General features: G+C 68.4%; 13 protein-coding genes. 11 read left to right on the top strand and 2 right to left on the bottom strand.

Features of this window, described 5'->3' with window-relative positions; all coding sequences use genetic code 11:
• The first annotated feature begins 20 nt into the window (after positions 1–20).
• The 4 genes from trxA to JDV09_RS12485 are packed head-to-tail and all read left to right on the top strand — an operon-like array spanning position 21 to position 3,153.
• Entirely contained in the window at positions 21–386 is a 366-nt protein-coding gene (trxA, locus tag JDV09_RS12500; protein ID WP_221369448.1) for a thioredoxin, read from the top strand.
• A 39-nt stretch (positions 387–425) separates the two neighbouring features.
• Entirely contained in the window at positions 426–1,256 is an 831-nt protein-coding gene (locus JDV09_RS12495; protein ID WP_221369447.1) for an enoyl-CoA hydratase, read from the top strand.
• Between the two features lie 15 nt (positions 1,257–1,271).
• The gene (locus JDV09_RS12490; protein WP_221369446.1) at positions 1,272–2,909 is read left to right on the top strand and encodes an ABC-F family ATP-binding cassette domain-containing protein; all 1,638 of its coding nucleotides are present in this window, start codon (positions 1,272–1,274) and stop codon (positions 2,907–2,909) included.
• Positions 2,910–2,967: 58 nt separating this feature from the next.
• Positions 2,968–3,153, top strand: coding sequence for a helix-turn-helix domain-containing protein (locus JDV09_RS12485; RefSeq protein ID WP_221369445.1), 186 nt, complete (start codon positions 2,968–2,970; stop codon positions 3,151–3,153).
• A gap of 2 nt (positions 3,154–3,155) precedes the next feature.
• Here JDV09_RS12485 and JDV09_RS12480 read toward each other — a convergent pair whose 3' ends face one another.
• The gene (locus tag JDV09_RS12480) at positions 3,156–3,719 is read right to left on the bottom strand and encodes a TetR/AcrR family transcriptional regulator (protein WP_221369444.1); all 564 of its coding nucleotides are present in this window, start codon (positions 3,717–3,719) and stop codon (positions 3,156–3,158) included.
• A gap of 49 nt (positions 3,720–3,768) precedes the next feature.
• On the bottom strand, positions 3,769–6,582 hold the full coding sequence (gene acnA / locus JDV09_RS12475) for an aconitate hydratase AcnA (protein WP_221369443.1): 2,814 nt from the start codon (positions 6,580–6,582) through the stop codon (positions 3,769–3,771).
• Positions 6,583–6,821: 239 nt separating this feature from the next.
• Here acnA and JDV09_RS12470 point away from each other — a divergent pair, with 239 nt between their 5' ends.
• The 7 genes from JDV09_RS12470 (at position 6,822) to fabG1 (ending at position 14,076) form a co-directional block, all read left to right on the top strand.
• On the top strand, positions 6,822–7,361 hold the full coding sequence (locus JDV09_RS12470; RefSeq protein ID WP_221369442.1) for an Rv1476 family membrane protein: 540 nt from the start codon (positions 6,822–6,824) through the stop codon (positions 7,359–7,361).
• A 228-nt stretch (positions 7,362–7,589) separates the two neighbouring features.
• Positions 7,590–9,029 carry an NlpC/P60 family peptidoglycan endopeptidase RipA gene (gene ripA, locus JDV09_RS12465; protein ID WP_221369441.1) on the top strand — a complete coding sequence of 480 codons (1,440 nt, stop codon included), beginning with the start codon at positions 7,590–7,592 and terminating at the stop codon, positions 9,027–9,029.
• Positions 9,029–9,715: an NlpC/P60 family peptidoglycan endopeptidase RipB gene (gene ripB, locus JDV09_RS12460; protein ID WP_221369440.1), complete on the top strand. Its 687-nt coding sequence runs from the start codon at positions 9,029–9,031 to the stop codon at positions 9,713–9,715. Before ripA ends, ripB begins: the two co-directional genes overlap by 1 nt.
• A 200-nt stretch (positions 9,716–9,915) precedes the next feature.
• Positions 9,916–11,073, top strand: coding sequence for a chaperone MoxR1 (moxR1, locus tag JDV09_RS12455; protein WP_221369439.1), 1,158 nt, complete (start codon positions 9,916–9,918; stop codon positions 11,071–11,073).
• Between the two features lie 83 nt (positions 11,074–11,156).
• Complete coding sequence (locus tag JDV09_RS12450) at positions 11,157–12,068, top strand: DUF58 domain-containing protein (RefSeq protein WP_304619946.1); 912 nt, start codon at positions 11,157–11,159, stop codon at positions 12,066–12,068.
• 172 nt (positions 12,069–12,240) lie between these two features.
• The gene (locus tag JDV09_RS12445) at positions 12,241–13,248 is read left to right on the top strand and encodes a VWA domain-containing protein (protein ID WP_221369438.1); all 1,008 of its coding nucleotides are present in this window, start codon (positions 12,241–12,243) and stop codon (positions 13,246–13,248) included.
• 48 nt (positions 13,249–13,296) lie between these two features.
• Complete coding sequence (gene fabG1, locus JDV09_RS12440) at positions 13,297–14,076, top strand: 3-oxoacyl-ACP reductase FabG1 (protein ID WP_255605244.1); 780 nt, start codon at positions 13,297–13,299, stop codon at positions 14,074–14,076.
• Positions 14,077–14,175: the final 99 nt, after the last annotated feature.

The following is a 14,175-nucleotide window of genomic DNA, read 5'->3' as shown; positions in this document are numbered from 1 at the left end:
CCGGCGACGTTGGCAGTTACGTGGCTACCCAAGACATCACTGCCGAGCAGTTCAACGACATCATCAACGACAACGAGATCGTCCTGGTCGATTTCTGGGCGTCGTGGTGCGGTCCGTGCCGGGCGTTCGCCCCGACCTACAAGAAGTCGTCGGAGAATCACCCCGACGTCGTGTTCGCCAAGGTCGACACCGAGGCCGAGCAGCAGCTCGCCGCCGCCGCGGACATCCGCTCGATCCCGACGCTGATGGCGTTCAAGAAGGGCAAGCTGGTGTTCAACCAGGCCGGTGCCCTCCCGCCGGCGGCGCTGGAGGACCTGGTGGCCAAGATCAAGGAGTTCGACATCGATGCCGCGATCGCCGCGCAGGGAGAACCCGAACAGGCCTGACGGCCTCATCGCGGGGTGAGCGCGCGATAGCGTGCTGCCGTGACCACGCACACCGGGGATTCCCGCTTCGTTCTCGTCGACCGACCGACACCGCACGTCGCGCTGGTGACGCTCAACCGTCCCGAGCGGATGAACTCGATGGCCTTCGACGTGATGGTGCCTCTGCAGCAGGTGCTCGGTGAGCTGAGCTACGACAACGAGGTGCGCGCGGTCGTGCTGACCGGCGCGGGCCGCGGCTTCTCATCGGGCGCGGACCACAAGTCGGCCGGAGCGGTGCCACACGTCGAAGGGTTGACCAGGCCGACCTTCGCGCTGCGCTCCATGAGGGTGCTCGACGAGGTGATCCTGGGCCTGCGCCGGATGCACCAGCCGGTCATTGCCGCGGTCAACGGCGCGGCCATCGGCGGCGGGCTGTGTCTCGCGCTGGCCTGCGACATCCGGGTCGCCGCCGCCGGCGCCTATTTCCGCGCTGCGGGCATCAACAACGGGCTGACGGCCAGCGAGCTGGGGCTGTCGTATCTGCTGCCGCGGGCCATCGGCACATCGCGGGCCTTCGAGATGATGCTGACCGGCCGGGACGTCGACGCCGAGGAGGCCGCACGGATCGGGCTGGTGTCCCGTACGGTGCCCGACACCGACCTGCTCGACGTTTGCCTGCAGATGGGCGAGCGCATCGCGTCGTTCTCCCGGCCGGGGGTCGAGTTGACCAAGCGCACACTATGGAGTGGACTGGACGCCGCTAGCCTGGAAGGGCACATGCAGGCCGAGGGTCTGGGACAGCTTTTCATTCGTTTGCTCACCGGCAACTTCGAAGAAGCGGTCGCTGCGCGCGCGCAGAACCGGACACCGGAATTCACCGACGACAAGTAGGCAGGGAAGACGAGCGTGATCACCGCAACGGACCTCGAGGTCCGCGCCGGCGCGCGCACGTTGCTGTCCATCGAGGGCTCGGCGCTGCGGGTGCAGCCGGGTGACCGGATCGGCCTGGTCGGCCGCAACGGCGCAGGCAAGACGACCACGATGCGGATCCTGGCCGGCGAAGGCGAACCGTACGCAGGCACCATCACCCGCACCGGGGAGGTGGGTTATCTGCCCCAGGATCCCCGTGAGGGCGACCTCGACATGCTGGCCCGCGACCGGGTGCTCTCGGCCCGCGGCCTGGACACGCTGCTCGCGGACCTGGAAAAGCAGCAGGTGTTGATGGCCGAGGTGGCCGACGACTCCGCCCTGGACAAGGCGGTGCGTCGTTACGGCCAACTCGAGGAGCGTTTCGCGGCCCTCGGCGGCTATGCGGCCGAGAGCGAGGCGGGCCGTATCTGCGCCAGCCTGGGGTTGCCGGAGCGGGTGCTCACCCAACCGTTGCGTACGCTCTCGGGCGGTCAGCGCCGCCGCGTGGAACTCGCCCGGATCCTGTTCGCCGCCAGTGAGGACGCGGGCGGCGCCGCGGGCTCGGCGACCACGCTGCTGCTCGACGAGCCCACCAACCACCTCGACGCCGACTCGATCGGGTGGCTGCGCGGTTTCCTGCAGAACCACGCCGGCGGACTGGTGGTCATCAGCCACGACGTCGACCTGCTCGCCGACGTCGTCAACCGGGTGTGGTTCCTCGACGCGGTGCGCGGTGAGGCCGACGTCTACAACATGGGCTGGCACAAGTACCTCGACGCCCGGGCCACCGACGAGGCCAGGCGCAGGCGCGAACGCGCCAACGCCGAACGCAAGGCCGCCGCGCTGCGCACCCAGGCCGCCAAGATGGGCGCCAAGGCGACCAAGGCGGTCGCGGCGCAGAACATGCTCCGCCGCGCCGACCGGATGATGGCGGCGCTGGACGCCGAGCGGGTGGCCGACAAGGTGGCGCGGATCAAGTTCCCCACGCCGGCTCCGTGCGGAAAGACCCCGCTGGTGGTCAGGGGCCTGACGAAGACCTACGGCTCGCTGGAGGTGTTCACCGGGGTGGATCTGGCCATCGACCGCGGCTCGCGGGTGGTGGTGCTCGGCCTCAACGGTGCGGGCAAGACCACGCTGCTGCGGTTGCTGGCCGGTGTCGAGACCCCCGACGCGGGGGGACTGGAGCCCGGGCACGGATGCAAGATCGGCTACTTCGCCCAGGAGCACGACACCCTGGACAACGGCGCTACGGTCTGGGAGAACATCCGGCACGCCGCGCCGGACACCGGCGAACAGGACCTGCGTGGTCTGCTCGGGGCGTTCATGTTCACCGGACCACAGCTCGACCAGCCGGCCGGCACGTTGTCCGGCGGCGAGAAGACCCGGCTGGCGCTGGCCGGCCTGGTCGCTTCCACGGCGAACGTGCTGCTTCTCGACGAGCCGACCAACAACCTCGACCCGGCATCCCGGGAGCAGGTTCTCGACGCACTGCGCAGCTACGTCGGCGCGGTGGTGCTGGTCACCCACGACCCCGGCGCCGCCGAGGCACTGGATCCGCAGCGGGTGGTCCTGCTGCCCGACGCGACCGAGGATTTCTGGTCCGAGGAGTACCGGGATCTGATCGAGCTCGCCTGAGGGGTGTCAACGCCCGCTAGGCTGGGTATGAGGTCGGTGCACAACGTGGGAGGCGCCGATGAAGAACACCGAGACCAGAGACCAGCTGCTCACCGAGCTCCGCAGCGCGTACGAGCGGGGGGCGAGCATCCGGTCGCTGGCGGCGTCCACCGGCCGGTCCTACGGTTCGATCCACAGCATGCTGCGAGAGTCGGGCACCACGATGCGCAGCAGGGGCGGCCCCAATCACCGCCGCAGGCCCTGACGTCACTCCTGGCGGACCGATGCCTCGACGACGTCGAGCACCGCGCTGAGCTTCTCGGGATCGTCACCGGACGCCAGCCGCGCCACCAAGCCGTCCAGAACCAGCTCCAGATAGGTGCGCAGCACCTCGGCGGGAACGTCGTCGCGCAGCAACCCGGCCTGCTTCTGGCGGCGCAACCGTTCGGCGGTGGCCGCCGACAGCTCCTTGGACCGTTCCGCCCAGCCCCGGCTGAACGCCGGGTCGTTGCGCAGCTTGCGGGCGATCTCCAGCCGGGTGGCGAGCCAGTCGAATTGTTCCGGGGCGGCGAGCATGTCGCGCATCACCTGGATCAACCCCTCCCGCGCCGCCACCTCGGCCATCCGCTCGGCGTCCTCGCGCGCCAGCTCGAAGAACAGCGTGTCCTTGTCGCGGAAGTGGTGGAAGATCGCCCCACGCGACAGCCCGATCGTGTGCTCGAGGCGCCGCACGGTGGCCCGGTCGTAGCCGTGCTCGGCGAAACACCGCCGGGCACCGTCGAGGATCTGGCGGCGGCGAGCCGCCAGATGATCGTCGGTCACCCGGGGCATCGGGTCACACCCTCCCCACGCAAGCGTTCGTCGCCCGACTGAACTTTTCTCAGGACTTCAGCATGTTGCGCAGCACGTACTGCAGGATGCCGCCGTTGCGGTAGTAGTCGGCCTCGCCCGGGGTGTCGATGCGCACCACCGCGTCGAACTCGGTCTTCGACCCGTCTTCCTTCGTGGCCGTCACGTGCACCGTCTTGGGCGTCTTGCCGGCGTTGAGCTCCTCGATCCCGGTGATGTCGTAGACCTCGGTGCCGTCGAGCTTCAGCGAGGCCGCCGACTCACCCGCCGGGAACTGCAGCGGGATGACGCCCATGCCGATCAGGTTGGAGCGGTGGATGCGCTCGAAGGACTCGGTGATGACGGCTTTGACGCCGAGCAGCACCGTGCCCTTGGCCGCCCAGTCGCGCGACGAGCCGGAGCCGTACTCCTTGCCGCCGAGCACGACCAGTGGGATGCCGGCCGCCTTGTAGTTGACCGATGCGTCGTAGATGAACGACTGCGGCCCGCCATCCTGGGTGAAGTCCCGGGTGTAGCCGCCGGAGACATCGTCGAGCAGCTGGTTCTTGAGCCGGATGTTGGCGAACGTCCCGCGGATCATCACCTCGTGGTTGCCGCGCCGCGACCCCAGCGAGTTGAAGTCCTTCGGTTGCACGCCGTTGGCCTCCAGGTACTGGGCGGCCGGGGTGCCCTTCTTGATGCTGCCGGCCGGGCTGATGTGGTCGGTGGTCACCGAATCGCCCAGCAGTGCAAGGACTCTGGCGCCCTTGATGTCGGTGACCGGCTCCGGTTCGGCGGGCATGCCGTCGAAGTAGGGCGCCTTGCGCACATACGTCGAGGCCTCGTCCCAGGCGAAGGTGTTGCCCTCCGGGGTGGGCAGCGAGCGCCAGCGCTCGTCGCCCTTGAACACGTCGGCGTAGGAGTCGGTGAACATATCCCGGTTGATCGACGAGGCGATGGTCTCCTGGATCTCGGCCGGGGTCGGCCAGATGTCCTTCAAATAGACCTCGGAGCCTTCACTATCCAAGCCCAGGGGATCGTTCTCGAAGTCGAAGTCCATGGTTCCCGCGATGCCGTAGGCGATGACCAGCGGCGGGGAGGCCAGGTAGTTCATCTTCACGTCGGGGGAGATGCGGCCCTCGAAGTTGCGGTTGCCCGACAGCACCGCGGTCACCGAAAGGTCGTTGTCGTTGATGGCCTTGGAGATCTCGTCGGGTAGCGGCCCGGTGTTGCCGATGCAGGTCGTGCACCCGTAGCCGCCCAGGAAGTAGCCGAGCTTCTCCAGGTAGGGCCACAGTCCGGCCTTGTTGTAGTAGTCGGTGACGACCTGCGAGCCGGGGGCCATGTTGGTCTTGACCCACGGCTTGGTGGTCAGCCCCTTCTCGACGGCCTTCTTGGCCAGCAGCGCCGCGCCGAGCATCACCGACGGGTTGGAGGTGTTGGTGCACGAGGTGATGCCGGCGACGACGACCGCGCCGTGGTCGAGCACGAACGTACCGCGCTCCTCGGAGACCACCTTCACGGGCTTGCTCGGCCTGCCGTCGGCACCGTTGGCCGCCGACATCACGTCGACCGCCCCGTCGTCGGCAAACGACAGCGACACCGGGTCGCTGGCCGGGAACGACTCCTCCACCGCCTCGTCGAGCTTGGTCTCGGGTGTCGGGAGGTTCTCCTCCACGTAGTTGTGGATGTCCTTGCGGAACGCGTTCTTGGCGTCGGAGAGCTCGATGCGATCCTGGGGGCGCTTGGGACCCGAGATCGACGGCACCACGGTGGACAGGTCCAGCTCGAGGTATTCGGAGAACACCGGCTCGCGATCCGGGTTGTGCCACATGCCCTGTTCCTTGGCGTAGGCCTCGACGAGGGCGAGCTGCTCCTCGGTGCGCCCGGTCAGCCGCAGGTAGTTGATGGTCTCCTCGTCGATCGGGAACATCGCCGCAGTCGAGCCGAACTCGGGGCTCATGTTGCCCAGGGTGGCGCGGTTGGCCAGCGGCACCTCGGCCACGCCCTGCCCGTAGAACTCGACGAACTTGCCGACCACGCCGTGCTTGCGCAGCATGTCGGTGACGGTGAGCACGACATCGGTGGCCGTCACGCCGGGCTTGATCTCGCCAGTCAGCTTGAAGCCGACCACCCGCGGGATGAGCATCGAGACCGGCTGGCCCAGCATCGCCGCCTCGGCCTCGATGCCGCCGACGCCCCAGCCCAGCACACCGAGGCCGTTTTCCATCGTGGTGTGGCTGTCGGTGCCGACGCAGGTGTCCGGGTACGCCACCCCGTCACGGACCATCACCGTCCGGGCCAGGTACTCGATGTTCACCTGGTGCACGATGCCGGTGCCCGGGGGGACGACCTTGAAGTCGTCGAACGCGCCCTGGCCCCAGCGCAGGAACTGGTAGCGCTCGCCGTTGCGCTCGTATTCGAGCTCGACGTTGCGTTCGTAGGCGTCGGCGCGGCCGAACACGTCGAGGATCACCGAGTGGTCGATGACCATCTCGGCGGGCGAGAGCGGGTTGACCTTCTCCGGGTCGCCTCCGAGGGTCGCCACGGCCTCGCGCATGGTGGCCAGGTCGACGATGCAGGGCACGCCGGTGAAGTCCTGCATCAGCACGCGGGCGGGGGTGAACTGGATCTCGATGCTCGGTTCGGCGCCGGGGTCCCAGTTCGCGATCGCCTCGATGTGGTCCTTGGTGATGTTCGCGCCGTCCTCGGTGCGCAGCAGGTTCTCCGCGAGCACCTTGAGGCTGTAGGGGAGTTTCTCGGTGCCGGGAACCGCGTCGAGGCGGTAGATCTCGTAGCTGTTGTCTCCGACCGTGAGCGTGTCGCGCGCTCCGAACGAGTTCAGGGATGAATTCTTGCTGCTCACATCAACTCCCGGCTGTATTCGTCGCCGCGACGGGCTGTGTCGGCGGCGGTTTCCGACCCTAACAGTACGCTTGTCCTGCAAGATAACCCAGGGTGTCCTACCAGTCTTGTCGGTGGTCGCCCGTACTGCCACCTCAACGGGTACCCGCATTCCCGACCGACCGCGTCGTCACCGTCGGGCGACCGTGTCGTGACCGTGTCGTCGCCGTCGGCGACGGGCCGGTCGCGTACCGTGCTCATGTGATCGGACCGCAGTTCATCCCGTTCCTGCCGGCGTACATCCCGCCGGAGATCGACATGAACCAGGTGCAGGCCGATGTCGCCGAGGACGGTGTCAGCGTCGCACCGATCTACCAGGATCAGATCCCGGGGCTGCTGCAGGTGGTCGACCAGGCGCGCGCCGAGGGCGTCGACCTCAAGATCGTGGCCATCGATTTCAACCCGCCGATCGACACCCCGCTGCGCGACATCGCCACCGAGGTCGGCCAGGCCAACCCCGGGTCGACGGTGCTCGCGATGAGCCCGTCCTTCGCCGGCACCTACAGCACCGCGTTCGACCGCGTGACGCTCGAGGCGGGGGAGGACATCGCGGAGACCGGAAACCCGCTGCAGTCCGCGGAGAATTTTCTCGGCGAGTTGAACGACCCGCACTTTGCCTGGACGCCATTCACGATTGTCGTCGTTATCGGGGTGTTGTCGGCGGTGGTCGCAACGCGCCTGCTGCAGAATTGGGGCAAACGGGCGGCTGCTTCGGAATCGCCTTCTGGCAGCATTGATTGAGCGATGCGCGCGTCTCTCGCAAATTCAAATATCTCCTTTTGATAACGCTATCGCCAATTACATCGTTGTAATTTGTTACTAAAGTTTCATTAGCGTCAGATGTGACATACGGTGCACTCGGTGCCTGTTGTTACAGATGAGCTTTATGTGGCTTTGTGCTCTTCTGTCCGGAGGCGCCGGAAGATCTGCCGGCACGTTCGCGTGGAGCCTTAGGAGATTTCGAGTCCGATGAGACGCACCCCTGGCGGCGCCTCCGCTTCGCGGCTGGGCGCGGTGTCCCTGGCATTCGGCATGTTGATGACGGTCCCGAATCTGCAGCCGGGCCTCGCCCACGCGCAGCCTGCCAGCCCCGACACCGTCGCCGAACTGGTGACCGAGGTCGCCGACGTCAACCAGAAGCTGCAGGACCTCGGCGCGGCGATCCAGTCGAAGCAGGAGAGCGTCAACAAAGCGATCCTGGATGTGAAGACCGCGCGTGACAACGCGGCGGCCGCCGCCCAGGAGGTCGATACCAGCGCGCGCCGGGTCGAGGATGCCAACACCGCGATCGCCGCAGCGCAGGAGCGGTTCGACACCTTCGCGTCGGCGATGTACGTCAACGGCCCGTCGAGCTCCTACCTGACCGCCGGGGATCCCGCCGACATCCTCAACACCGCGGCCACCGCACAGACGCTGTCGATCAGCTCCCAGAAGGTGATGGGTGACCTTCAGCGCGCCCGCACCGAACAGGTCAACAAGGCGTCCGCGGCCCGGCTGGCCAAGCAACAGGCCGACGACGCCGTGGCCGCCGCCGAGAACAGCCAGCAGGACGCGGTCGCGGCGCTGACCGGCGCCCAGGAGACCTTCAAGACGCAGCAGGCCGAGCTCGATCGGCTGGTCGCCGAGCGAGAACAGGCCCAGGCCAAGCTGGCGGAGGCGCGCACGCTGGCCGCGCCCGAGCCCGGGGGCGTACCCGCGCAGCCGACCGGAGCCGCACCCGGAGCCGGCCGCTCGTCGGCGGCCGCCCCGTCGCCGGGCGGGGTGAACCCGGACTGGGACGTCGACCCCGCCACCGGCAACCGTGACACCGCCTGGGACATGACGCTGCCCCAGATTCCGGGCGCGTTCGCCAGCGGCGACCCGATCCAGATCATCAACGCGGTGCTGACGATCATCAACACGTCGGTGGAGGTCACCCAGAATCTCGGTCGCAAGTTCCTGCAGAGCCTGGGGCTGCTGCCCACCGAGACCGGCATCACCAACGGCGCGATTCCCCCCGTCTACGGATCACAGGCCACCGAGCTGGTGATCCGGCGCGGCATGTCGCAGCTGGGCGTGCCGTACTCCTGGGGCGGCGGCAACGCGTCCGGACCGAGCCGTGGCATCGACCAGGGCGCAGGCACCGTCGGTTTCGACTGCTCGGGCCTGATGCTCTACATGTTCGCCGGCGTCGGCATCAAGCTCGACCACTACTCGGGCTCGCAGTACAACGCCGGCCGCAAGGTGCCGTCGTCGCAGATGCGCCGCGGCGACATGATCTTCTACGGTCCCAACGCCAGTCAGCACGTGGCGATGTACCTCGGCAACGGACAGATGCTGGAGGCGCCCTACACCGGTTCGGTGGTCAAGATCTCGCCGGTGCGCACCAGCGGCATGACACCGTACGTGACCCGGATGATCGAGTGGTGATGAGGCTGCGTCGCGTCGTCGGCGCGGTCCTCACCGCCGTCGGGCTGCTCATCGGCTCGGCGGCGCCGGCCGTTGCCCAGCCCGACGCCGGGCAGTGGGATCCCACGCTGCCGAAGCTGATCAGTGCCGGCGCGCCGGGTGATCCGCTGGCCATCGCCAACGCGTCGCTGGCCGCGACCGCGCAGGCCACCCAGGTGACGATGAACCTGGGCCACAAGTTCCTGCAGAGCATCGGGCTGGCGCCGAAGGATGCGACCAGCGTCGCCCCCGGTGGCGTCCGTGGTCCGGCGGCCATCGAATACGCCATCCGGCGCGGCGGCAGCCAGATGGGCGTGCCGTACTCGTGGGGCGGCGGGAAGCCGTCCGGCCCCAGCCGCGGCGTCGACTCGGGCGCCAACACCGTCGGCTTCGACTGCTCCGGGTTCACCCAGTTCTCCTACGCCGGGGTCGGCGTGCTGATCCCGAAGTACTCCGGCGACCAGTACGACACCGGCCGCAAGGTTCCGGTGTCCCAGGCCAAGCGGGGTGACCTGCTGTTCTGGGGCCCTGGTGGTAGCCAGCACGTGGCGATGTACCTCGGTGGCGGCAAGATGCTCGAATCCGCGAGCAGCGCGGGCAAGGTCTCGGTGAGCGCGGTGCGGACCGCCGGCCTACAGCCGTACGCGGTCCGCATCATCGAATCCTGAATGCGGCACGCATCATCGAACCTGAGTGTGATCTGAGTTAAACCTGAGCACAATTGGTGAATGGTGGCGCGCGCCCCGGCCAACCCCGGGCGACGTCGACGGATCTCGGGGCGCCTGGAATAGTTGACGGCGAGCGCACGGCCATGATCGGGCCGGCGCCGCACACACCAGCTGGTACCGCGCATGTGGAAGGAACGTTGATGACCGCACCGAGTGGGCCGCCGCAGGGTCCTGGAGGATTTCCCGGGCAGGCTCCGGCGCTGGGGTATACCGGTGCGCACGCCGCCCCGAACTCCGGACCGGCCGGTTCGGCGCTGTCCAACGGTGGCCTGCAGCACGACGTGCACACCCTGGAGCGGGCGATCTTCGAGGTCAAGCGCATCATCGTCGGCCAGGACCAGCTCGTCGAGCGGATGCTGGTCGGCCTGCTCGCCAAGGGGCATGTGTTGCTCGAGGGCGTGCCCGGGGTGGCCAAGACGCTGGCGGTCGAGACGTTCGCCAAGGTCGTCGGCGGCACCTTCGCACGCATCCAGTTCACCCCGGACCTGGTGCCCACCGACATCATCGGCACCCGCATCTACCGCCAGGGCCGCGAGGAATTCGACATCGAGCTCGGCCCGGTGGTGGTCAACTTCCTGCTCGCCGACGAGATCAACCGTGCACCCGCCAAGGTGCAGTCCGCGCTGCTCGAGGTGATGGCCGAGCGCAAGATCTCCATCGGTGGCAAGACGTTCCCGCTGCCCAGCCCGTTCCTGGTGATGGCCACGCAGAACCCGATCGAGCAGGAGGGCGTCTACCAACTGCCCGAAGCCCAGCGTGACCGGTTCCTGTTCAAGCTGAACGTCGACTACCCCTCGCCCGAGGAGGAGCGCGAGATCATCTACCGGATGGGCGTCAAGCCGCCGGAGCCCAAGGCGATCCTGACCACCGACGACCTGCAGCGGCTGCAGGAGGTCGCCGCCAACACGTTCGTGCACCACGCGCTGGTGGACTACGTGGTCCGCATCGTCACCGCCACCCGCGAGCCGGAGAAGTTCGGGATGCCCGACGCCAGGGCGTGGATCGCCTATGGCGCGTCGCCGCGTGCGTCGCTGGGCATCATCGCCGCTGCGCGCGGGCTGGCACTGGTCCGCGGTCGCGACTACGTGATCCCGCAGGACGTCGTCGAGGTCATCCCCGACGTGCTGCGGCACCGCCTGGTGCTGACCTACGACGCGCTGGCCGACGAGGTGTCCTCGGAGACCGTGGTCAACCGCATCATGCAGACGGTGGCGCTGCCGCAGGTGAACGCCATTCCGCAGCAGGGGCCTGCGGCGCCCCCGGCCGTCCCGGCGGCGGCCGCGGCGGGCGGGCGCTGAGCCGGTAGCGGGCGCACTTCGTGAGATCACCCACAGGTTCTCCCGGGCCGAACAGGTCCAGCCACAACGTCGACCTGCCGTCACTGCAGCGCGGGGAGATCCGCGACCCGGCGCTGACGGCGGCGCTGCGCAAGCTCGAGCTGACGGTGCGCCGCAAGCTCGACGGCGTCTTGCACGGCGACCACCTCGGGCTGCTGCCCGGTCCCGGCACAGAGCCGGGCGAGTCGCGGATCTATCAGCCCGGCGACGACGTGCGTCGGATGGACTGGTCGGTGACCGCCCGTACGACCGCACCCCACGTGCGCCAGATGATCGCCGACCGCGAGTTGGAGACCTGGCTGGTGGTCGACATGTCGGCCAGCCTGGACTTCGGCACCACCGGATGCGAGAAGCGTGACCTGGCCGTCGCCGCGGCGGCCTCGATCGCGTTCCTCAACAGCGGGGGCGGCAACCGGCTGGGGGCGGTCATCTCCAACGGCGACACCATGCGCCGGGTGCCCGCGCTGTCCGGGCGGATGCACGAACAAGAGCTGTTGCGGGCGATCGCGACGACGCCGCGGGCACCGACGGGCGTGCGCGGGGACCTGGCCGCGGCGATCGACGCTCTGCGCCGGCCGGAGCGCCGCCGCGGCATGGCGGTCATCATCAGCGACTTCCTCGGGCCGATCGACTGGATGCGCCCGCTGCGCGCGATCTCCGGGCGGCACGAGGTGCTCGGCATCGAGATCCTCGATCCGCGGGACATCGAGCTGCCCGCGGTGGGCGACGTCATCCTGCAGGACACCGAGACGGGCCGCACCCGCGAGTTCAGCATCGACGAGCAGCTCCGGACCGACTTCGAGAGGGCCGCGGCCGCACACCGGGCCGAGGTGGCCCGCACCCTTCGTCGGTGCGACGCGCCGTTGCTGACCCTGCGGACCGACCGGGACTGGATCGCCGACGTCGTCCGGTTCGTCGCGAGCCGCCGCCGCGGTGCCCTGGCGGCGGCGCGATGAGCGCTTGCGCCGTGACGAGCCCTCGGGCGAGGAGCGCTTGCGCCGTGACGAGCCCTCGGGCGAGGAGCCATCGATGAAGAGCAGAAGGCGGCGATGAGCGCTTGCGCGAAGAGCAGAAGGCCCCGATGAGCTGCCCAGACCATGAGCGAAAACACGAAATGACAAGTAGCACATGACTTTACCGTTGCTCGGGCCGATGTCGCTGACCGGCTTCGAACATCCGTGGTTCTTCCTGTTCTTCCTGGTGATCCTCGGCCTGATCGCGCTCTACGTCGTGGTGCAGGCGGCCCGCCAGAAGCGGATACTGCGGTTCGCCAACATGGAGCTGCTGGAGAGCGTCGCCCCCAGCCGGCCCAGCCGCTGGCGCCATCTGCCGGCGATCCTGCTGGTGGCGTCGATGGTGCTGTTCACCATCGCGATGGCCGGTCCGACCCACGACGTCCGCATTCCGCGCAACCGTGCGGTGGTGATGCTGGTGATGGACGTCTCGCAGTCGATGCGGGCCACCGACGTCGCGCCGAACCGGCTGGTGGCCGCGCAGGAGGCCGCCAAGCAGTTCGCCGGTCAGCTGACCCCCGGCATCAACCTGGGCCTGATCGCGTACGCGGGCACGGCGACGGTGCTGGTGTCGCCGACGACGAACCGGGAGGCGACCAAGAACGCGATCGACAAGCTGCAGCTGGCCGACCGCACCGCGACCGGTGAGGGGATCTTCACCGCGCTGCAGGCCATCGCCACCGTGGGTGCGGTGATCGGGGGCGGCGACGAGCCGCCGCCCGCGCGCATCGTGCTGATGTCCGACGGCAAGGAGACCGTGCCGTCCAACCCGGACAACCCCAAGGGCGCCTTCACCGCGGCGCGCACGGCGAAGGACCAGGGCGTGCCGATCTCGACAGTGTCGTTCGGCACCCCGTACGGCTACGTCGAGATCAACGATCAGCGCCAGCCGGTCCCGGTCGACGACGAGATGCTCAAGAAGATCGCCGACCTCTCCGGCGGGGACGCGTTCACCGCGGCCAGCCTCGAGCAGCTCAAGCAGGTGTTCACCAACCTGCAGGAGCAGATCGGCTACGAGACGATCAGGGGCGACGCGAGCGTGGGTTGGTTGCGTCTGGGCGCGCTGGTGCTGGCCATCGCGGCGCTGGGGGCTCTGCTGATCAACCGGCGACTGCCCAACTGAGGCCAAGGCGGTTTATTGAGAATGATCGCCAGGCACTAAGTTGGCGGCATGACCACTGCGGACGCTGAGACCGACAATTCCGCCGACACCGCCGAGGCGAAAGTGGGCGGGCGGCCCCCGTTCGTCTCCCGTTCGGTGCTGGTGACCGGCGGCAACCGGGGGATCGGCCTGGCGATCGCGCAGCGCCTGGCCGCCGACGGTCACAAGGTGGCGGTCACCCACCGCGGTTCCGGCGCCCCGGAGGGTCTGTTCGGCGTCGTCTGCGACGTGACCGACAGCGTTGCCGTCGACCGCGCGTTCAAGGAGGTCGAGGAGCATCAGGGGCCGGTCGAGGTGCTGGTGTCCAATGCCGGCATATCCCAGGACGCATTCCTGATGCGGATGACCGAGGAGAGGTTCCAGAACGTCATCGACGCCAACCTCACCGGAGCGTTCCGGGTGGCCCAGCGGGCCTCCCGCAGCATGCAGCGCAAGCGGTTCGGCCGGATCATCTTCATCGGTTCGGTGTCGGGTATGTGGGGCATCGGCAACCAGGCGAACTATGCGGCCGCCAAGGCCGGTCTGATCGGCATGGCCCGCTCGATCTCCCGGGAACTGTCCAAGGCCGGTGTCACCGCGAACGTGGTCGCCCCCGGCTACATCGACACCGAGATGACCCGCGCGCTGGACGAGCGGATCCAGGCCGGGGCGCTGGACTTCATCCCGGCCAAGCGCGTCGGCACCGCCGAAGAGGTCGCCGGGGCGGTCAGCTTCCTCGCCTCCGAGGATGCGAGTTACATCGCCGGCGCGGTGATCCCGGTCGACGGGGGCATGGGTATGGGCCACTAGCCCTCAGAAGGCACAGGGCCACCAGGCCCCAGAAGGCACAGGGCCACCAGGCCCCCGACGACACCGGCTCACCAGACCCCAGACGGCACCGCCTCACTA

It is taken from the genome of Mycolicibacterium xanthum, assembly GCF_019710635.1.
GTDB classification, from domain to species: domain Bacteria; phylum Actinomycetota; class Actinomycetes; order Mycobacteriales; family Mycobacteriaceae; genus Mycobacterium; species Mycobacterium xanthum.
The sequence above is the reverse complement of the archived record's forward strand: the minus strand, read 5'-3'. Positions and strand labels throughout refer to the sequence as shown.